At 71.0% G+C, this 19,265-nt stretch carries 20 protein-coding genes and 2 pseudogenes; 11 read left to right on the top strand and 11 right to left on the bottom strand.

Features of this window, described 5'->3' with window-relative positions; all coding sequences use genetic code 11:
* Position 1: 1 nt before the first annotated feature.
* Positions 2 to 676 carry a response regulator transcription factor gene (locus tag ACWDEW_RS33810; RefSeq protein ID WP_450517908.1) on the bottom strand — a complete coding sequence of 225 codons (675 nt, stop codon included), beginning with the start codon at positions 674 to 676 and terminating at the stop codon, positions 2 to 4.
* Between the two features lie 235 nt (positions 677 to 911).
* Here ACWDEW_RS33810 and ACWDEW_RS33805 point away from each other — a divergent pair, with 235 nt between their 5' ends.
* Complete coding sequence (locus ACWDEW_RS33805; RefSeq protein ID WP_450517906.1) at positions 912 to 1,304, top strand: STAS domain-containing protein; 393 nt, start codon at positions 912 to 914, stop codon at positions 1,302 to 1,304.
* A gap of 3 nt (positions 1,305 to 1,307) precedes the next feature.
* Here ACWDEW_RS33805 and ACWDEW_RS33800 read toward each other — a convergent pair.
* Positions 1,308 to 1,679, bottom strand: a pseudogene (locus ACWDEW_RS33800) (SAM-dependent methyltransferase); the annotation flags it as partial.
* A 248-nt stretch (positions 1,680 to 1,927) separates the two neighbouring features.
* Complete coding sequence (locus ACWDEW_RS33795; protein ID WP_450517997.1) at positions 1,928 to 2,941, bottom strand: zinc-binding alcohol dehydrogenase family protein; 1,014 nt, start codon at positions 2,939 to 2,941, stop codon at positions 1,928 to 1,930.
* A 135-nt stretch (positions 2,942 to 3,076) separates the two neighbouring features.
* Here ACWDEW_RS33795 and ACWDEW_RS33790 point away from each other — a divergent pair, with 135 nt between their 5' ends.
* A complete protein-coding gene (locus tag ACWDEW_RS33790; protein WP_450517904.1) occupies positions 3,077 to 3,871 on the top strand; it encodes a VOC family protein in 795 nt (264 codons plus the stop codon).
* 16 nt (positions 3,872 to 3,887) lie between these two features.
* Here the strand turns inward: ACWDEW_RS33790 and ACWDEW_RS33785 are convergent, their stop codons facing one another.
* Both ACWDEW_RS33785 and ACWDEW_RS33780 read right to left on the bottom strand, forming a co-directional pair.
* Positions 3,888 to 4,298: a TetR-like C-terminal domain-containing protein gene (locus ACWDEW_RS33785; RefSeq protein ID WP_450518001.1), complete on the bottom strand. Its 411-nt coding sequence runs from the start codon at positions 4,296 to 4,298 to the stop codon at positions 3,888 to 3,890.
* Positions 4,297 to 4,641, bottom strand: a pseudogene (locus tag ACWDEW_RS33780) (low temperature requirement protein A); the annotation flags it as partial. The gene ACWDEW_RS33785 and the pseudogene ACWDEW_RS33780, both read right to left, overlap by 2 nt.
* Before the next feature lie 133 nt (positions 4,642 to 4,774).
* Between ACWDEW_RS33780 and ACWDEW_RS33775 the strand changes: the two are divergent.
* A complete protein-coding gene (locus ACWDEW_RS33775) occupies positions 4,775 to 5,473 on the top strand; it encodes a ribonuclease H family protein (RefSeq protein ID WP_450517903.1) in 699 nt (232 codons plus the stop codon).
* A gap of 157 nt (positions 5,474 to 5,630) precedes the next feature.
* On the opposite strand, the gene ACWDEW_RS33770 is transcribed toward ACWDEW_RS33775, so the two are convergent.
* Positions 5,631 to 5,996, bottom strand: coding sequence for a hypothetical protein (locus tag ACWDEW_RS33770; RefSeq protein WP_450517901.1), 366 nt, complete (start codon positions 5,994 to 5,996; stop codon positions 5,631 to 5,633).
* A gap of 162 nt (positions 5,997 to 6,158) precedes the next feature.
* On the opposite strand from ACWDEW_RS33770, the gene ACWDEW_RS33765 reads away from it, so the two are divergent.
* The 6 genes from ACWDEW_RS33765 (at position 6,159) to ACWDEW_RS33740 (ending at position 11,346) form a co-directional block, all read left to right on the top strand.
* Positions 6,159 to 6,509 carry a hypothetical protein gene (locus ACWDEW_RS33765; RefSeq protein ID WP_450517899.1) on the top strand — a complete coding sequence of 117 codons (351 nt, stop codon included), beginning with the start codon at positions 6,159 to 6,161 and terminating at the stop codon, positions 6,507 to 6,509.
* Positions 6,506 to 7,357, top strand: coding sequence for a hypothetical protein (locus ACWDEW_RS33760; RefSeq protein WP_450517897.1), 852 nt, complete (start codon positions 6,506 to 6,508; stop codon positions 7,355 to 7,357). The genes ACWDEW_RS33765 and ACWDEW_RS33760 overlap by 4 nt, the downstream gene beginning before the upstream one ends.
* 107 nt (positions 7,358 to 7,464) lie before the next feature.
* Positions 7,465 to 7,833 carry a roadblock/LC7 domain-containing protein gene (locus ACWDEW_RS33755; RefSeq protein WP_450517895.1) on the top strand — a complete coding sequence of 123 codons (369 nt, stop codon included), beginning with the start codon at positions 7,465 to 7,467 and terminating at the stop codon, positions 7,831 to 7,833.
* Between the two features lie 131 nt (positions 7,834 to 7,964).
* Entirely contained in the window at positions 7,965 to 9,176 is a 1,212-nt protein-coding gene (locus ACWDEW_RS33750; protein WP_450517893.1) for an FAD-dependent monooxygenase, read from the top strand.
* Positions 9,177 to 9,268: 92 nt separating this feature from the next.
* Positions 9,269 to 10,759: an MFS transporter gene (locus ACWDEW_RS33745; protein ID WP_450517995.1), complete on the top strand. Its 1,491-nt coding sequence runs from the start codon at positions 9,269 to 9,271 to the stop codon at positions 10,757 to 10,759.
* The gene (locus ACWDEW_RS33740; RefSeq protein WP_450517891.1) at positions 10,756 to 11,346 is read left to right on the top strand and encodes a TetR/AcrR family transcriptional regulator; all 591 of its coding nucleotides are present in this window, start codon (positions 10,756 to 10,758) and stop codon (positions 11,344 to 11,346) included. The genes ACWDEW_RS33745 and ACWDEW_RS33740 overlap by 4 nt, the downstream gene beginning before the upstream one ends.
* A gap of 10 nt (positions 11,347 to 11,356) precedes the next feature.
* Here ACWDEW_RS33740 and ACWDEW_RS33735 read toward each other — a convergent pair whose 3' ends face one another.
* A complete protein-coding gene (locus ACWDEW_RS33735) occupies positions 11,357 to 12,280 on the bottom strand; it encodes a squalene/phytoene synthase family protein (RefSeq protein ID WP_450517889.1) in 924 nt (307 codons plus the stop codon).
* Between the two features lie 42 nt (positions 12,281 to 12,322).
* Positions 12,323 to 14,044, bottom strand: coding sequence for a cholesterol oxidase substrate-binding domain-containing protein (locus tag ACWDEW_RS33730; RefSeq protein ID WP_450517993.1), 1,722 nt, complete (start codon positions 14,042 to 14,044; stop codon positions 12,323 to 12,325).
* Positions 14,045 to 14,192: 148 nt separating this feature from the next.
* Between ACWDEW_RS33730 and ACWDEW_RS33725 the strand changes: the two genes are divergently transcribed.
* Both ACWDEW_RS33725 and ACWDEW_RS33720 read left to right on the top strand, forming a co-directional pair.
* Positions 14,193 to 15,176 (top strand): aldo/keto reductase, encoded by a 984-nt coding sequence (locus ACWDEW_RS33725; RefSeq protein WP_450517887.1) that lies wholly within the window; start codon positions 14,193 to 14,195, stop codon positions 15,174 to 15,176.
* Between the two features lie 46 nt (positions 15,177 to 15,222).
* On the top strand, positions 15,223 to 15,711 hold the full coding sequence (locus tag ACWDEW_RS33720; protein ID WP_450517885.1) for a DUF6328 family protein: 489 nt from the start codon (positions 15,223 to 15,225) through the stop codon (positions 15,709 to 15,711).
* Here ACWDEW_RS33720 and ACWDEW_RS33715 read toward each other — a convergent pair.
* The 3 genes from ACWDEW_RS33715 to ACWDEW_RS33705 all read right to left on the bottom strand — a co-directional run bounded on the left by ACWDEW_RS33715 (position 15,644) and on the right by ACWDEW_RS33705 (position 19,178).
* A complete protein-coding gene (locus ACWDEW_RS33715) occupies positions 15,644 to 16,336 on the bottom strand; it encodes a DUF2238 domain-containing protein (protein ID WP_450517883.1) in 693 nt (230 codons plus the stop codon). The two genes, ACWDEW_RS33720 and ACWDEW_RS33715, sit on opposite strands and share 68 nt — an antisense overlap.
* A gap of 66 nt (positions 16,337 to 16,402) precedes the next feature.
* Positions 16,403 to 17,425, bottom strand: a complete 1,023-nt coding sequence (locus ACWDEW_RS33710) for a hypothetical protein (protein WP_450517991.1) — start codon at positions 17,423 to 17,425, stop codon at positions 16,403 to 16,405.
* 106 nt (positions 17,426 to 17,531) lie between these two features.
* On the bottom strand, positions 17,532 to 19,178 hold the full coding sequence (locus ACWDEW_RS33705; protein ID WP_450517881.1) for a serine/threonine-protein kinase: 1,647 nt from the start codon (positions 19,176 to 19,178) through the stop codon (positions 17,532 to 17,534).
* Positions 19,179 to 19,265: the final 87 nt, after the last annotated feature.

Here is a 19,265-nt window from a genome sequence, read left to right as displayed (position 1 = left end):
CTCAGGGGTCGAGGCGGTAGCCGTAGCCGCGGACCGTGGTGATCCGGGGCGCGGGCACGGGCAGTGCCGCGAGCTTGCCGCGCAGGCGGTAGACGTGCTCGATGACGGTCGCGGGCTGCTGCCAGGCAGCGCCCCAGATCCGGTCGAGGACCTGCTCGGTGGAGAACACCCGGCCGGGCGCTCCGCCGAGCATCTCCAGGAGGGCGTACTCCTTGGGCCGTAGCGTCAGGAACACGCCGTCGGCGGACGCCTGACGGGCGGCCGTGTCGATCCGCAGCGAGCCGACCTGGATCACGGCCGGGGTCTCCGGCGGCTGCGACCTGCGCAGGACCGCCCTGATGCGGGCCACCAACTCGCGCTGGGAGAAAGGCTTCACGAGGTAGTCGTCGGCGCCGATCTCCAGGCCCGCCACCCGGTCGGCCTCCGCGCCCCGGCCGGTGACGACGATGACCGGGAGCCGGCTGGTGGAGCGGAGCGCCCGCAGCAGTTCCAGGCCGCTGCCGTCCGGGAGGCCCAGGTCGAGGACGGCGAGGTCGATGCGGCTCCCGTGGAGGACGGACTTGCCGGCGCGGGCGTCCATGGCCCAGGTGACGGTGAATCCCTCGTGCTCCAGGTAGGAACGGCACATCAGTGCGAAATCGGGTTCGTCCTCGATCAGTGCCAGGTGTGGACGCATTCCGCATCACCACCCGGCCCGACCTCGGCCCGCTCGTTGTGTCGCTGATGAGCGGGCGTTGATGCCCCGACCATGTGGCGAAGGTAGAACAGTAGGTACCCACGGTTCAAGGGGGAGCCGCTCGGGGGGAGCTCCGGCGCGGGCTCGTGCGGTGCGGGGATGTCGAAGCCGCCGCACGGACCCGCGCCGGATCGCGCGCCCGCGCGCGACAGGCACGGAACGGGGACGGAACACCTTGCACGAGAACAGCCTGGAGCCGGTGACCGCGGCGGCCTGGCCGGCGCCCGGCGGCCACGCCCTGCTGGGCGCCAGGGACGGCCTGCTGGTCGTCGACCTGCACGGCGACATCGATCTGGCGACCGCGACCCCGCTGCGCGAGTGGCTGGACTCGGTCGTGGCCCTGCGCGCGCCCGCCTATGTCGTCGATCTGCGCCGCACGACGTTCATCGACTCCACCGGACTCAACCTGGTGCTGCGCTTCCGCCGCCGGGTGCGGGAGTACGAGGCGGGCTTCGCCGTGGTGTGCGCCCCGCGCACCGTGCGCCTGTTGCGGGCGCACGGCACGCTGGACGTGCTCGATCCGGTGCCGGGTCTCCCGGAGGCGGCCTCCAGGATCGCCGGCCGCTGAGACTCATTCCCGGTCGGCCGCGATCAGCAGATACTGGAAGCCGGCGTTGAGGTAGGCGGTCAGGAAGGTGTCCTCGATCCCCGTGACCAGATGGTCTGCCTGCCTGCGCAGCGCCCAGTAGGGGATCGTGTCCTGCGCGAGGTCCTGGACGTGGACGGGCACCAGCCGGTTGCGGGCCATCGCCCGGAAGTACTCCGACCTGGGGTGGATGTCGCAGATGTAGTGGGCGTTGATCAGGGACACCTCGCGGGAGGCCCGGCCGTAGGTGTCGTTGTAGCAGACGGTGATCGCCACATGGCGTCCGCCGCGGCGCAGCAGCCGGGCGTGCTCGGCGAACAGTAGGTCCAACTCGACGTACATCGTGGACTCGTTATGGCCGGCCTGCACCGGCACATCGGCCTCGCCCTTGCGGTTTATCGGCTGCCGCTGCCGCTGCCGCTGCCGCTGCCGCTGCCGCTCGGCGTAGGCCTCCAGATGGGCGGCCAACGACGGTACGCGGTCGGTGAATTCGGAGATCCGGAAGGTCGTAAACCCGCCGATGGAGTCGGGGACGGCCAGGTGCCGTGCACCTGCCCCGGCGTGTGGGGCGCGCGACCGCCGTACCCGTGCGAAACCCCGTGCCCTCACTGCCCGCTGAGATCGTTCAGCAGCACCGCGGCCCCGTCGAAACGGCCGGCCTTCAGATCCGCCAGTGCGTTCCCGGCCCGCGACAGCGGATAGGTGTGCGTGGTGGCGCGTACGCCGTACCGGGCCGCCAGGGACAGGAACTCCCGTGCGTCGGCTCGGGTGTTGGAGGTGACGCTGCGCAACTCCCGTTCGTAGAAGAGCTCGCTCTCGTAGTGCAGTGGCGGTGTGTCGCTGAGGTGGATGCCCGCGACGGCGAGGACGCCGCCCCGGTCGAGGGCTCGCAGCGCCACCGGGACGAGGTCGCCGACCGGTGCGAAGAGGATCGCGCTGTCCAACGGCTCCGGCGGCGCCTCGTAGGCGTCCCGCGCCGAGGCCGCCCCCAGCTCCAGCGCGAGCCGCTGTGCCGCCCTGCCCCGGGTCAGTACATGCACCGTCGCCCCCTCGGCCAGCGCCACCTGCGCGCAGAGGTGGGCGCTGCCCCCGAAGCCGTAGAGACCGAGCCGTCCGCCGGGCGGCAGTGCTGCGCGGCGCAGGGCGCGGAAGCCGATGATCCCCGCGCACAGCAGCGGTGCCAGGGCCACGTCGTCGATCCCGGCGGGCAGGCGGTGGGCGAACGCCGCCGGTACGGTCGTGTACTCGGCGTAGCCGCCGTCGGCGTCCCAGCCGGTGTACTCGGACCGGGGGCACAGGTTTTCGGCACCGCGCAGGCAGTACGCGCAGTCCTCGTCGGTCCGGCGCAACCACGCCACCCCCACCCGGTCACCGACCGCGAACCCCCGCACCGCCGCACCGAGCCCGGCCACCGTACCCACGACCTCGTGCCCCGGAGTCACACCCGGGCGACGCACCGGCAGATCACCCTCGGTGACATGCAGATCGGTACGGCACACCCCGCACGCCCGCACATGCACCAGCAGTTCCTCGTCACCCGGCACCGGAACGGGCTTCTCCACGAACCGGAGGGAGCCCTCCTCGACCGGCCCCGGCTCGTCCACCGCCCACGCGCGCATCGTCGTCGTGTCCGCCATGAGTCCAGTGTGGAACGGACTCCGGCGTTCGGCGCGCGCCCCGCTCCGCGGGTGACTAGCGTGAGTTTTCGGACAACTCGATCCAGCCAGACCGACCTACCGGAGAGGGCCGCAGCCATGGCCGTACAACCTGAAGGAACCCCTTGTTGGGCCGACGCGATGTTCGGCGACGTCGAGGGAGCCAAGAGTTTCTACGGCGACGTCCTCGGCTGGACCTTCGGCGAGTCGTCGTCGGAGTACGGCAACTACACGCAGGCCTACGTCGACGGAAAGGCCGTGGCCGCCGTCGTACCGCCGATGTCCGGCCAGGAGGGGCAGTCGCAGTGGTGCCTCTATCTCGCCTCGCCGGACGCCGCGGCGACCGCGGCGAAGATCCGGGAGAACGGCGGTGAAGTGCTGATGGAGCCCATGCAGGTCGGCGAGTTCGGCACGATGTGCCTGGCCCGTGAGCCCAGCGGCGCCGTCTTCGGCGTCTGGCAGGGCGGCACCCACGAGGGCTTCGAGGCCTCGGGCGTACCCGGCGCGTACGCCTGGGCCGAGGTCTTCACCCGCGAGCCCGCGAAGGCGGACGGATTCTTCTCGGCGGTCTTCCCGTACTCGGCGAAGACCATGGACGACCCCGGCGTCGACTACCGCCTCTACAACGTCGGCGAGAACACGGTCATCGGACGGATGCGGATGGGTGACGAGTTCCCGCCCGAGGTGCCGTCGTACGTCAACGTCTACTTCGCCGTGGACAACTGCGACGACGCCGTCGCCAAGGCCACCAAGCTCGGCGGGATCCTCCGCTTCGGCCCCATGGACAGCCCCTTCGGACGGTTCGCGGCGCTCAGCGACCCGCAGGGCGCCTCGTTCTCGGTGATCGACATGACCACGACCCAGGGAGAGATGCCGCAGCTGACGGACGTCTGACCGGACGGGGAGTCCGTCAGCGGGCGTCGGCCGTCCACCAGGCGGGGGCGCAGGCCACGGCCGCGTCGACCATGTCGTCCTTGGCGACCGCCGGGTCCTCCAGCCATGCCCTGATGGCGCCCGCGAAGCCGTGGGCCAGGAACTGCGCGACGACCCGGCGATTGGCTTCGGGAAGACCCGGGCGGTCGCCGTCGGCCATGAACGACAGTGTGCAGTCGCCGAAGTGGCGCACGAGCGCCTCGTACACACCGCTGTCCGCCGGATCCGTGAGGGCGCGCCGGTAGATCGGCAGATGCCGCTCGACGTGGTCGGCGACCTCCGCGGTGGCCAGCCGGAGCAGTTCGGCGGCCGAGTGCTCGCCCTGGCAGCGCCAGGACCGCGAACAGCACCCCCGCGTCCACGGCGAACGCGGCACCGCGCGCGTCATCCGCCTCCGGGATGAACGCGCCCAGCGGCACGAGCACCAGGATCCGCGGCAGGAACATGCTCCGGCCCCGGGCGTCCTCGTGCCCGTGCAGTTCGTGGTGCAGGCTGTCGTTGAGCCAGGCGATCCACACCAGCGCGAACACCGCGGCGAACAGGCCAAGGCCGTGCCGGTCGAGCTCTCCGGCCAGGTGGTGGGCGGCCTGGGCGACGAGGACGACCACGACGAGGTCGTGGAAGAGTTCGAGCGGTCCGACCACCCGCTCGCGCGGCTGTTCCCCGTGGGGGCGCGGCGCCGGCCACAACAGGTGGCGCAGGCGGGCCCACTGCTCGTGTCGCGAGGTCATGCGCGCAGCGCAGAGGGCCGGGCGACTGGATTCTCGGACGGGGCGCGCGACCGGGGCGCGGGGCGGCCGACGGCGTCGGGGCCGGGCGTCCCGCCGGATCGGGGTGGCGCGGAGCGGGTGGTGCGGTCATGGCATGATCGGGCGCATGCGTGAACGTGTGGTGGCCGCGTGCGACGGGGCTTCGAAGGGGAATCCGGGGCCCGCGGCCTGGGCGTGGGTCGTGTCGGACGATGCGGAGAGCCCGGCCCGCTGGGAGGCCGGACCGCTCGGCAGGGCGACCAACAACGTCGCCGAACTCACCGCGCTGGAGCGCCTGTTGGCGGCGACCGCACCGGACGTGCCGCTGGAGATCCGGATGGACTCGCAGTACGCGATGAAGGCGGTCACCACCTGGCTGCCGGGCTGGAAGCGCAACGGCTGGAAGACGTCCGGCGGCAAGCCGGTCGCCAACCAGGAACTGGTCGTCCGCATCGACGCCCTGCTCGACGGCCGCTCGGTCGAGTTCCGCTACGTCCCCGCCCACCAGGTCGACGGCGATCCGCTGAACGACTTCGCCGACCGCGCCGCCAGCCAGGCCGCCGTCGTGCAGGAGCCCGCGGGCAGCGACCTCGGCTCCCCGGAGCCGCCCCCTTCGCCCGACACCCCGAAGAAGTCCGCCCGTCCGGCCGCTGCCAAGTCGGCGCGGAAGGGCGCGAGTTCGTCCTCCCGGACCATCAAGGCGAAGTTCCCCGGCCGCTGCCTGTGCGGACGCGCCTATGCGGCCGGCGAGCCGATCAGCAAGAACGCCCAGGGCTGGGGTCACCCGGAGTGCAGTACCGGGAAAGTGGACTAGACAATTACTGTCCCTCCGCCCGCTTTAACGGTTGTGCGCCGTACGGGAATTCGGCCCGGCAAAGGTCGGACTTAATAGGCGGACCGGTCTCGGCGGATATGGCCCGCCGAGACCGCCCGAACTCGCGACTACTCGATTGTCATATGCCGCGACGTCTTCATATCTCCAGACTCGCCTCAAGGCGCTTCAGGTTGTGCCTCGCCAGCGCCAGATTGCTGCGCTCGCGGTCCAGCGCCAGATACAGGAAGAGCGAGCCGTGCACGCTCGCCAGCGGCCTGATCAGGTGGTACTGCTTTCCGAGGGTGATCAGGATGTCCTCGATCCGGTCGTCCATGTCGATGGACTTCAGCGTGCGCTGCTTCGCCCGCACGACCTCGGTGTTGCCCGCCCCCGCGACCTCCAGGTCCAGATGCGGACCGCCGCCCAACGCCCCCAGCGTCATGCCGCTCTCGTAGTCGACAAGGGACACCCCCAGGGCCCCGTCGATAGTCATCGCTTCCTTGAGCGTCGCCTCAATGTTCACGTGGTGCCTCGTTTCCCTCACGAGCCGGCAAGACTGTGGTCTCGCCATGAAAACGGTCTCAATGCGAACCGTGCGGGTAACAGACAACACCATCTTTGGTCAGAGTTGCGATAGTTGGCAAATAAAGTAGTCTGCTCGCCAGAGTGACTGAAGGGGGGGCCTTTGTCATCGCTCGACGCCGCACTGGGCCGTGCTCTGACCGCGCCCGGTATCAGCGGAGCCATGCTGCTCGATGCCGTCACCGGTCTCACCTATGCGGAGTCCGGTGATGTGAGTGGCAGTCAGGATTCGCGCGAAATAGCGGAGATCGCCCGCACCCGCCTCAACCGCGCCGGTGCGTCGGGGGAGTTGGAGAGCGTCGTCGTGACCACCGCCACCCGCCATCTCGTGACGCTCCAACTCGTACGGCGGGGCGACCCCTTGCTGCTGTGCGCGACCGTCGACCGCGAGCGCACCAACCTCACCTGGGCGCTGCGCGAACTCCACCGGCACGCCGACGAGTTGCTGGCATGACGCAGCCCGGCACCGAGGAACCGCTCGCCGACTCCCGCAACGTTCCCGCCCTGTTGTCGGCCCTCCGGGACCGTGCGCGCTCCTGCACGGTGCGCGTCACCGGCACCCCGGGCGGCTCCATCCACGTCCGCGGCGGACTGGTGGTGGCCATGGAGACGCCCGGCGCACCGGGCATCGAGGGCCTGCTGCTCAGATCGGGCCGGATCGGCGAGGAGGCGTGGTCGGAGGTCCGGGCCTCCGACACCACCCACGAACACCTCGCCGCCGAACTCGTGGCGCGCGGGCTCGTCGGCGCCGGCGAGCTCGAAGTCATCAGCCTGGGCGCCCTGTTCGACGCCGCCTTCGCGCTGTCCCTCGCCGTACCCGACAGCTGGGAGGTGGGCGATCCCGTCCCGGCGCTCCACCGCAACGCCGGAGTCACCCCCGAGCGGCTTCTCGGCGAGGTGTCCCGGCGGGTCGACCTCCTGGCGGGGGAGCCCGGTTCGGTCGCCGCCCTCGCCCGCACCCGCGTCCGGTCGGTGTCCGCCGCGGGTCCGTCCGGGGCCGCCGCCAGGCTTCCCTCCCGGCACCAGCAGGTCCTGGCCCACGCGGACGGACGCGGTACGGCGCGGGACATCGCCTTCGCCCTCGGCCGCGGTCTCTTCGCCGTCATGATGGACCTACGACACCTGCTGGACCGCGGACTCGTCCAACCGCACACGCCCTCGGCGGACATCAGGCCCAGTACGGCGGCCCGCGGCGCGCCCTCCGCGCCCCTCGCCGGGTCGTCCGCCGCGTCCCGCACCGCACCGCTCCCGCGCCGCGAACCCGGTCGGAACTCCGCACCGGAGCCTCGGGCCCACGACTGAACGACCCGTCCCGCTCCGCCCGTTCGTGCCGATTCCGGCTGAAACCGCGACCCGGCCCCCTCCCGCCTCGTTGTCCCACCGCCTGCACGCAACAGGAAGAAGACGCCATGAGCGACCCCGTGACCGACCTCCTCATCACCCTGCGGGACAACGTAATGGGAGTCACCGAATCCACCCTGGCCACCAGCGACGGGCTCGTCGTGGCCAGCGACGCGAACAAGACCCACCCCGAGTCCATGGCCGCCCTCGCGGCGGCGGGCCTCGCGCTCGGTCACCGCCTCGCCGATCACGGCGGCGCGGGCCACCTCCGCGAGATCACCGCGCGGGGCAGCACGGGCCACATCATCGTGACGGCCGTCGGAGACCGCGCGCTGCTCGCCGTGGTGGCCGACGACGGCCTCGACGAAGCGGCCTTCCGCCGCGAGATCCCGGCGCTCACGGCGGAACTGCGCCGCCATCTGGACAAGGACGTCTGATCGACGGGAACGCCTGAGCCGTCCCGGTCCTCTCACCGGTCCTGTGCGGGGTGACGCGAATTCCGTGCCACCCCATCCTGCTACTCTGCGGATCCACTTGACCACTTTGAGTAAAACCCAGGGGTGTGCGCGTGAAGGTCGCCTGTGTCGGAGGCGGGCCCGCCGGTCTGTATCTCTCGATCCTGCTGAAGCGGCAGGACCCGTCCCACGACATCACCGTCTACGAGCGCAACCCCGAGGGCTCGACCTACGGCTGGGGCGTCACGTACTGGCGCGGACTGCTCGACCAACTCCGGGAGTACGACCCCGAGTCGGCGCAGGCCGTCGACGAGCACTCGGTGCGCTGGAGCGACGGCGTCGCCCGCGTCCGGGACCTGACGACCACCCAGCCCGGCGACGAGGGCCACGGCATCGGCCGCCACCGCCTCCTCAAGATCCTCGCCGAACGGGCCAGATCCCTCGGTGTACGGCTGGAGTTCGAGCGCGAGGTGACGGCCGACGACCTCCCCGACGCGGATCTGATCGTGGCCGCCGACGGCGTCAACAGCGCGCTGCGCACCCGTCACGCCGACCACTTCGGCGCCGAACTCACGCCCGGCCGCAACCAGTACATCTGGCTCGGCACCAGCAAGGTCTTCGGCTCCTTCACCTTCGCCTTCGTGGAGACCGACCACGGCTGGATCTGGTGCTACGGCTACGCGTTCGGCCCCGAGGGCAGTACCTGCGTCATCGAGTGCGCCCCCGAGACCTGGACCGGCCTCGGCCTCGACACCGCCGCCGAGGCCGACGGACTCGCCCTCCTGGAGAAGCTCTTCGCCGACCTCCTCGACGGCCACTCCCTGATCGGCCGCGCCTCCTCGGACGGCAGCGCCCAGTGGCTCAACTTCCGCACCCTCACCAACCGCACCTGGCACCGCGACAACCTCGTCCTGCTCGGCGACGCCGCCCACACCACCCACTACTCCATCGGCGCCGGCACCACCCTCGCCCTGGAGGACGCCATCGCGCTCGCCGACGCCCTGCGCGACCACACCGAACTGCCGCAGGCACTCGCCGCCTACGAACAGCGCCGTAAATCCGCCCTGTTGTCCATCCAGAGCGCGGCCCGCTACAGCGCCCAGTGGTACGAGAACCTCCAGCGCTACATCCACCTGCCCCCGCACCGCATGTTCGCCCTGCTCGGCCAGCGCCACTCGCCGCTGCTCCCGTACGTCCCGCCGCAGGTCTACTACGGCCTAGACAAGGCGGCCGGACGGCTGGAGGCGCTGCGCCGGTTCAAGCGCTGGCTCGGCCCCAGGCTGGCGCGGACCGTCCATGCACGGGCGCTCGCCTCCCGCAAGTAGGGCGCCCGCCTCCCGGACAGCTTGGGTGAATGGCTATTCACCGGATAGGGTGAATAGCCATTCACCTTTTTTACGTGTCCGCTGGAGTGCCCATGGGCCAGCCCGTGCCGATACCCGACCCGTCCGGCACCCCCGGGCGGACCCCCTGGCGGGACCGGCTCACCATCCCGGTGCTGGCCTTCGGCGGGATCCTGATGGCGGTCATGCAGACCGTGGTCGTCCCGCTGCTCCCCTCCCTGCCGCGGCTGACCCACTCCTCCGCGGGCGCCGTCTCCTGGATGGTCACCGCGACCCTGCTCTCCGGCGCCGTCCTCACCCCCGTGCTCGGCCGGGCCGGCGACATGTACGGCAAGCGGCGGGTCCTGATCGGTGCCCTGAGCCTGATGACCGTCGGCTCGGTCATGTGCGCCGTGTCCTCCGACATCCGCGTACTGATCACCGCCCGCGCCCTGCAGGGCGCCGCGGCCGCCGTCGTCCCTCTGGCGATCAGCATCCTGCGGGACGAACTGCCCCCCGAGCGCCGGGGCGGCGCGGTGGCGCTGATGAGTTCCACGGTCGGCATCGGCGCCGCCCTCGGACTCCCGCTCGCGGCACTGATCGTCCAGTACGCCAACTGGCACGTCATGTTCTGGGCGACCAGCGCCCTCGGCGCGCTCGGTGTGTCGGGGATCTGGTGGGCGGTACGCGAGTCGCCCGTCCGCGCACCGGGCCGCTTCGACGTGCTCGGCACCCTGGGCCTGGCCGCAGGACTGGTGTGTCTCCTGCTCGGTGTGTCCCAGGGCGGCCAGTGGGGGTGGGGGAGTCCCCGCGTCCTGGCACTGTTCTTCGCCACGGTCGTCGTGTTCGGCCTGTGGTGGTGGCAGCAACTGCGCGTCGAACAGCCCCTGGTGGACCTGAGGCTGGTGTCCCGGCCCCGGGTGGGCCTGTCCCACGTGGCGGCGCTGCTGACCGGCTTCGCGTTCTACGCCAACTCCCTGGTCACCGCCCAACTGGTGCAGGCGCCCAAGGCCACCGGGTACGGGCTCGGACTGTCCATCGTCCAGACCGGCCTGTGCCTGCTGCCCGGCGGCGTCACCATGCTGCTGCTCTCACCCGTCTCGGCCCGGATCTCGGCGGCGCGCGGCCCGCGGATCACGCTCGCCCTCGGGGCCGCGATCATCGCGCTCGGCTATGTGGTGCGCATCGCCGACAGCCGTGACCTGTGGACGATCATCCTGGGCGCGACGGTCGTCGCCACCGGCACCACCTTCGCCTACTCGGCGCTGCCCACCCTCATCCTGCGCGCGGTTCCGGCCGGCCAGACCGCGTCCGCGAACGGCGTCAACGTCCTGATGCGCACCATCGGCCAGGCCGTCTCCAGCGCAGTGGTGGCCGCCGTCCTGGTGCACCACACAAGCCCGGTCGGCGGGCTCCCGCTGCCCACACTGCACGGATACCTGATGGCGTTCGGCATCGCGGGCGTGATCGCCCTGGTGGCGAGCGCGGCGGCACTGACCATCCCGGGCGACCCCGCCCCCGATGACACGCGGACCACCCGGGACCGCGCCGAGGGCGCGCGGGACGACGCGCTGGAGGGAGCATGAGGGCCGTGAGCACCCCACCCGGCCCGTCCCCGTCCCCGCCCGCACGCCGGGACGCCGAGGCGACCAAGGCGGCCATCCTGAAGGCCGCCCGGTACCTCCTCGCGCGCAACGCGCACGCCGACATCACCCTCAAGGCCGTGGCCGAACGCGCCGGTGTCAGCGCCCCGTTGATCCTCAAGTACTTCGGCAACAAGGAAGCCCTCTTCGCCCGCGTGATGTCCTTCGAATCGGACGCGGAGGCCCTGCTGGACGCCCGTCTCGACGAACTCGGCCGCCACATGGTCCGGCACGTCCTGGTCAGCCAGCGCGAACGGGGCGCCGACCCGCTGCTGCGCATCGCGTTCGCGCCCCTGCAGGGCGACCACGGAGACGTCCTGCGCGTCAACTTCCGCGCCCAGGTGGTCGACCGCCTCGCCGGACGGCTCCCCGGCCCCGACGCCGCCCTGCGCGCCGAACTGGCCGTCTCCACCCTCCTCGGCCTCGGCGTGATGTACGGCATCGCACGCGGCACCCGGCTGCGCGAGACCGCGACGGACGTCATCGTGGACCGCTACGGGCCCACTGTGCAGGCCCACTTGGACTCCTAGGCTCGGACTCCTAGGCGTATCGGCGAGCCCTGCGGTACTGCCGGCCCAGGACCTGCAGCGTGGCGAACGCCGACGGCCCCGTGTCGCGCAGCAGGACCCTGCCCCCTGCGCGTCGTACCGCGCCCAGTCGCAGTTCCTGGACGGCGAGCAGGGCGTCGAGGAACGGCCGGTGTTCCGCCGCGACGAGCTCGGGCAGCTCACGGCAGTCCACGAGCGTGGTCCCGGCGAGGCCGGCCTGCGCCCGGACCACCTGGTCCAGCGCGGGCACGCACGCTTCCGACTCGCTCCGCAGATCCTCGAACTTCAGCCCGTGCCGGGCGAGTTCGTCCCGTGGGATGCCGATCCGGTCGTTCTCGGTGTCCTCGCGGAGGTCGGCGAGGAAGTCGCTGCGCTGCCAGCCCTCGATCAGGTCCCGGCATCCCTGGACGTAGGACTCGTACGTGTCGGGGTCGGCCGGCGCGAGCAGGGACGCGGTCAGCATCAGGGCGGGCAGCGAGTAACTGTCCACGTACGCCTGGAAGTCGGCCTCCGTCTCGAAGCCGGTCCAACTCGCCTCGACGGGAGCGCCGTCGAGGAAGGCCCGCACCCGGGCCGCCATGTCCGGATGGCGGCGAGTCGTGTCCCAGAGCGCCAACAGGCTGTCCTGCTCGGGTGGTTCGCCGCTCTGCAGGGCCACCGTGGTCTCGGCGTCCCAGGCGGCGAGAGCCGCCGCACGCGCGTCCACGTCACCGGTGTCGATCAGTTCGTCGGTCGTGTGCATATAGGCGACCGCGGCGACGACCGACGGATGCAGCTCCGCCGGCAGCAACAGCCGTACCGCCACGTACTCGTGCAGCGCGAACCTGCGGACGATCCCGCGCTGGGCGTCGTAGGCGCGCCGCAGTCGTGGGTCGGTGATGCCCGCCTTCGTCAGCGCGGTCGGCCAACCGGTCACAACTCTCCCTGTGTCAAGATCCTCGACACAGCCTAGTCAGGGCTAGCCGAACAACCGGTCCAGGAAGGCGTTCCCGAACACCCCGTGCGGGTCGAGCCGGTCGAAGGTCCCGGCCGCCTGCCCCCACACCGACTCCCCGAACGAGCCCGGGACCGCCGTCCCCAGCACCTCCTCGTCGCTCCATGCGGCCTCCTCGGTGTAGGCCCAGCCCTTGGACCACTCGACCCGGGTGCCGTCGTACGAGCGGAACAGGAACTGCTCCAACTCCCGCAGGAACTCCTCCGCGTACGGCGTGCCGGGCAGCGTCAGGACGTCCAGCCAGACGGCCGTGTCCCACTCGGGGTGCTCGGTGCTGGGGCGCAGCGCGGACAGCAACGGGGCGCGGGCGCCGGTGAGTTCGGTGTCGGCGGGGTGGTCGAGGCCGGTGACTCTGATCTCGACGGTGCCGTTGACGGGGAACCGGCCGAGCGCGGCGTACGCGGCGAGCCGCTCCCGGTAGAACTCGGTGAACTCGTGCACCACGCGCTGGACTCGGTCCCGGCTGGTGAGCACCGCGTAGCCGTTGGCGGTCTCCCGCAGTGTCGTCGGCCTGACGTAGAGCAGTGTGTTCTTCGACGGCCCCCAGATGTCCGCCGACAGGGTCGCCGTCAACCCCACTGCGGCCACGTCGAGTTGGGCGTTGCCGAGCACCGGCGCCAGATACCAGGCACCGTCGGACAGGATCCGCCCGACCAGATCCGCCACCAGCGTCGGCACATTGTCGGAGAACGGATAGTTGTACGGCGACGAGACGCGCCGTGAGGTCAACGGCCTGGTCGGGGCGACGCTCCACACCTTCAGCCAGGGCAACTCGGTGAACGCGAACCAGATCGCCTCGGCCCGCCCGGCCTCGTCCAGGAAGCTCGCGAAGGTGCGCCCGTCGGACCCGGGCGCCGCGAAGAGCTCGGTGGCCGGGATGTCCGTACGGCTGACGCAGCGAAGATTCGCGTTCGCCCCCACCCGCAGCACGACCTCGGTGACCAGTGAACGCCCCAGATGGGTGAGCAGCGCCGCGCAGTCCGCCTCGTCGCGGGTGAAGGTCCGCGGGACGTACGCACCGGTGTCCGAGTCCCACACCACCGCCGTCAGCGACAGCACCAGATTGCTGAGCGACCCGAACGTGTGCCCGGTCGTCCGCTCCTCGCCGTCAGCCGGTACGGCCGTGCCGTGCGCGTCGATGGCCAGGGCACCGCCGAGCGTCAGATCGCCGGGCGCGGGCGCTGCGGTGAGACCGAGACCGTGCCCCTCCAGGAACGTGAGCAGCGCCTCCAGGGTGACACCGGTGCCGGCCCGGACGGCCGAGGCGGAGTCGAGCGTGAGGCCGGTGAGGTGCGGAGCGGTGTCGACCAGCAGCACCGGCGCGTCGGACGCCGTACCCGACTCGATCGTCAGTGGTGACCAGCCGTGCGAGGAGCCGCGGGCGCGGACCCGCCAGCCGTGCTGCCAGGCCCAGTTGACGACGGACACCACCTGGTCGGCGTCGGCCGGGGCGCAGGCCCACAGTCCGTCGGCGGTGATCTCACCGACCCAGTTGCGGTATGCCGAGCGGTAGAGGCCGACCTCGGCCGGGAAGGCGGGCAGCTCGGCCGCGGCGACGGCCGGATCGGCCGTCAGGAGGACGGGTACGGCGGCCAGCGCGGCTGCCGAGAGGAGGAAGCCACGACGGGTCCAGGGAGCGGAACTGCCGTTCCCCGGCTGGAGGTTGTTCGCTGCACGGTTCGCCACATGATCGGTCACGCGCACACGCTAGGTGGGAGTTGACACGAGTAGGCAGCCTGTCGAACCGGTTCACCCGTGTGAGTGAAAGATTCACAGGTCGCGGCCCGGAGGAGCCCGTTCCGCGCAGATCGGGGCCGGATGACAGACTGACGGCATGGAGAAACGTGTAATCGGCAGGTCGCAGCAGCAGGCATCCGTCGTCGGTCTCGGCACCTGGCAGCTGGGCGCCGACTGGGGAGACGTCGACGACAAGGAAGCCCTCGCCGTGCTGGAGGCGGCGGCGGAGTCGGGGGTGACCTTCTTCGACACGGCCGACGTGTACGGCGACGGACGCAGCGAGCAGACCATCGCCGCCTTCCTGAGCGGCCGGCCCGATCTGCATGTCCTGGTCGCGACGAAGATGGGCCGCCGCGTCGACCAGATCCCCGAGAACTACGTCCTCGACAACTTCCGCGCGTGGAACGACCGTTCGCGCCGCAACCTCGGCGTCGACCGCATCGACCTGGTGCAGCTGCACTGCCCGCCGACGCCGGTCTACTCCTCGGACGAGGTGTTCGACGCCCTCGACACCCTGGTCGCCGAGGAGCGCATCGCCCGGTACGGCGTGAGCGTCGAGACCTGCGAGGAAGCCCTCACCGCGATCGCCCGGCCGAACGTGACCAGCGTGCAGATCATCCTCAACGCGTTCCGCATGAAGCCCCTGCTCCAGGTGCTCCCGGCCGCCCAGGAGGCGGGCGTCGGCATCATCGCGCGCGTGCCCCTCGCCTCCGGCCTGCTGTCCGGCAAGTACACCAAGGACACGGTCTTCCCGGAGAACGACCACCGGACCTACAACCGCCACGGTGAGGCCTTCGACCAGGGCGAGACCTTCTCCGGCGTCGACTACACGACGGGCGTCGAGGCCGCCGCCGAGTTCTCCGCGCTGGCCCCCGAGGGATACACCCCGGCCCAGCTCGCCCTGCGCTGGATCATCGACCAGCCCGGTGTCACCACGGTGATCCCCGGCGCCCGCTCACCCGAACAGGCCCGCGCCAACGCGGCGGCGGCCGGGCTGCCCGCCCTGTCCCAGGACACGCTCACCGCGATCCGGGACCTCTATGACCGCCGGATCAAGGACCAGGTGGAGGGCCGCTGGTAGATCGCGGTTCCGTTTGAAGGGTCGGCGGTCCGGTTACACGGACCGCATGACTCAGGAGGAAGACCGGCGGACGGGGCGCGACGAGTCCGAGGACGAGAGAGCGGACCGGATGTGGGGTGAACTCATCCAGGAGGTCCGGGTCGCGCAGACCGGCGTCCAGATCCTGTTCGGGTTCCTGCTCACCGTCGTCTTCACCCCGAAGTACGCGCAGCTGGAGCACGCGAACCAGGTCCTCTACATCGTGACCGTCGTCCTCGGCGCCACTGCCACCGGAGCGCTGATCGGCCCGGTGTCCCTGCACCGCCTGGTCTCCGGCCGGAGCGTGAAACCCCAGGCGGTGCGCTGGGCGTCCCGGCTGACCTTCATCGGCCTCGTCCTGCTGCTCGCCACGATGACCTCCGCGCTCCTGCTGGTCCTCAGGGTCGCCACCCACGACGCGTACGTGCCCTGGCTGGTCGCGGGGGTGGTCACCTGGTACCTGCTGTGCTGGTTCGTACTGCCACTGTGGGCGCGGTACCGCTATACGACCCGATGACACCGAGCCGCGCCATCTGCCGGTCATGGACACGGCTGAGCAGCAGCACCGAGACCGTGGCCCCGATCAGCGCGCAGAACATGTCCCACTGCGTGTCCCACACATCGCCCTGAGTGGCCAGGAAGGCGTCCGCACCGTGTCCGCCGATCACGGCCGCCGCCCACTCGAACAGCTCGAACAGGGCGCTGAAGGCGAGACACGCGCACACGGTGAGCGGCGCCAGCCAGCGGCTGCCGCGCAGCGGCGAGGTGCGGGTGAGCAGTTCCCGTACCAGGACCGCCGGTACGAACCCCTGCATGAGGTGGCCGAGACGGTCGTAGGGATTGCGGCTGAGCCCGAAGGTGTCACGGACCCAGTCGCCCGCCGGTACCTCCGCGTACGTGTAGTGACCGCCCACGGCGAGGACCAGCGCGTGCGCGGCGAGCAGGCAGCACAGGAGGCCGGTGAGCGGGAAGCGACGCCAGGTCAGGACGATCGCCGGGAGTCCGACGAAGACCCACACGGTCTCCAGGAACCAGGTCGTGCGGTCGTGCGGATGCCAGGCGGAGACGGCCATGCCGACGATCACCAGCGCGACCGTGGCGGCGGGCAGACGGCGCCGCGGTGCGGAGGGAAGAACGGACACGATGGGGCTCCCTTGTCGTGGGGAGCCCCATCGTGTCCGAAGGGCTAAGCCGCTGCATGAGTACGGCTACTCAGCCGGTGTGGTGCTCTTGCGCAGCGCGGTGAGGCAGCTGTCGATGGCCTGCTGGAGTTCCTCCAGACGCTTGACCATGTCGTCCTCGTAGAAGTCCTGGGCGTCGTCGAAGGTCAGCTCCTCGAACACCTTCGTGGCCTTCTGGAGGCTGCTGTAGAACTTCGTCCGCCGCTCCTGGACGCGGAGTTCGGGGTCCGCCTCGACCGTCTCGACGACCAGGTTCTTCATGGTGTCGTAGGCCTCGGTGGCCCACTCGCCGGTGTCCTCGCCGTCCTCCAGCTCGTCGAGCAGCGACAGATGCCGCTCCGCCTCCTGGCGTACGTCCAGGGGCGCGTCGACGGTCTGTCCCGCGGGCGTCTTGATCTGGCCCGACTCGGCGATCTGGCGGACGTAGCCGATCCGGTCCGCCGAGCGGCTCTCCGTCGCGACGGCTTTTTTCAGGTCGTCGGTGCGGACCACGTCACGGGCCAACTCGGCCTGCAGCTCGGGGTCTTCGCGTACCCGGTCGAGCAGCGCCTGCCGGGCCGCCCGCGCGGTGGACGGGTCGGCGAGGATCGCGGCCCGCAGCGCGGTCGGGTTCTCCGCGACCTCAAGCGCCTTGGTGGGCCGGATGCCCTCCGCCTCGGCGGCCTCGGAGATGGCGGTGCCGCGCTCGGACGTCGCGCTGGAGCGGGAGACGTAGTAGGTCAACCACACGTCGGCGTCAGGGAGTTCGACCTCCTGGCCGGGGGCCAGCTCCTCGAACTGCGGGACGAGACCGTCGTCCGCGGCCCGGTCCCAGGCCTTGTAGTAGCGCATGACGCGCTCGGGGGAGCAGTCGGCGAGTTCGGCGAACTCCTTCGCGGAGACCTTCGGCGTCTCGTCCGCGCTCTGTCCGCCCGGCCGTACGCTGCGCGCCACCTTCAGGCCGAAGGCCCAGCCGCCTGTGCGGGCGTAGGCTCCGAACTCGTGCGCGTCCCGGGCGACGAGGCCGGCGTCGTCGAGGGCGGTGAAGGACGTCTCGGCCTGGTCGATCACTACGGTCAAGGCGGACTCTCCTGGGCTTGAGATGAGGCATGGTGCGAACACGCAGCCTATATCCACCCATTGTCGCCGGTTTGAGCGCCCGGCCCTCGCGTCGCCGTCAGTTCGCCGACCGCTTGAAGGTCTTGAAGAAGGTCTGCAGCGCCTGGCGGTTGGCCGCGTCGTTCCACTCGTCGGCGGGCGTCGTCCACCGTAGCGAGAAACTGCGTCCGCCGCCGATCAGGAAACCGCGCCCGAGCGTACGCACCCTGGCGTCGCCGGAACCGGAGAACCACTCCAGGTCGGCCGCCTTGTCTCCCTGGTACGTCGTGGCCCTGATGTCGCCGATCTGCTGGAAGCCCTCGGTCTGCTTGAGTCCGGGCAGGACGTCGTCACGCCAGATGGCGACGGGGTCCGGGCCCGCCTGGGTGCTGTAGGTCACGGCCAGGGTGCGCGGGTCGCCCGAGGCGCCGAAGGTGACGCGATAGGCGACGTCGCCCTCCCGCTGGGTGTTCACCACCTTCCAGCCCTTGGGGAGCGCGACGGAGAAGCCCTCGGACGCCTTGAACACCCGGAATCCGGCGGGCAGCGCGAAGGCGGTGGGGGAGGGAGACGCGGTGACCGAGGGCTTCGCGGAGGCGGCGGGGGAGGTGGGGGGCGTCGGCGAAGGTGTGGCGGAGGGGCTGTAGGCGTGACCGTCGACGTTCTCGCCGGGAGTGGTGGCCGCGGCGGAGGCGGACGGGAGGGGCGAGGAGGGCGAGGTGGCCGACGAGGTCTCGGTACCCGGGAGTTGATGGGTGGCGGCGAGGACGGCGACCGTGACGGTGCCGACGGCCAGGGCGGTCCCGACGGCCATGCCGCGCCCGCTCCAGGTGGTGCCCGCGCCGCGGAAGGTGTCGTAGGCCCGCCGCAGCCGGGGCAGCGGGACGGGCTCGCGGTCCGCGTACGGGTCCTCGTGCAGGATGCGGGTGAGGGCCTCGCGGACCACCGGGCGGGTCATCCGCTCGCGGGAGTTCTTGCGCAGCAGCCCCTGGATGACCTGCGCCAGCGGTCCGGCGCGCGACGGGCCGCGCATCGGGAGCCGGTCCACGCCCTTCAGCGTCGCCTCGGGCCTGCCCCGGTCCCGGAACGGCGGGTGTCCCTCGACCAGCGTGTAGAGGATCGCGCCCAGCGCCCACAGGTCGGCGGCCGGTCCGATGCGCTCGTCGCGGGCCTGTTCGGGGGAGGCGTACGAGGGCGCGGTGAGCCGGGGGACGAGGGTGGCGCCGGCGAGTCCGAAGCCGGTGAGGACGACGGTGCCCCGGTCCCGCACGAACACCTGGCCGGGGCTGAGTTCGCCGTGGGTGATGCCCTCGTTGTGCGCCGCCTCCAGGATGTCGAGCAGTTCGAGGCCGATGCGGGCCGCGCGTACATAGTGGAACGTGCCCTGCTGGGCGAGGAGTTGACCGAGTGGTGTGCCGTCGATCCAGTCGGTGACGGTCCACAGGGTGCCGGCGTCCTCGACGGCGTCCATGACCTGGGCGACCCGGGTGGGAGCGAGCAGCACCATGATCTCGGAGGTGCGCATGATGGCGGCGGTGGTCCGGCGCGCGCTCTCCTCGTCCAGCGCCGCGGGCAGTGTCACCTGGGTGAGGAGGCAGGGGCGTTCGGCGGCCATGTCCTCGCCGTACCAGGTGAGCCGGTTCGTCTCGCGATGCGCGACCTCCATGGGCCGATATCTGCCGGCGACTGACTCGTGTACGGAGACGTGCGTCTCGACCATGGCCATCCCTCGCTGAACCCCTGGGTCTCACCTTTCCCAGAAGTACGGCCGGTGTGATGGGGAAGTTCAAAGGAAGCCCAATTCCCTGGTGGT

This window comes from Streptomyces sp. NPDC001100 (genome assembly GCF_053598575.1).
The sequence above is the reverse complement of the archived record's forward strand: the minus strand, read 5'-3'. Positions and strand labels throughout refer to the sequence as shown.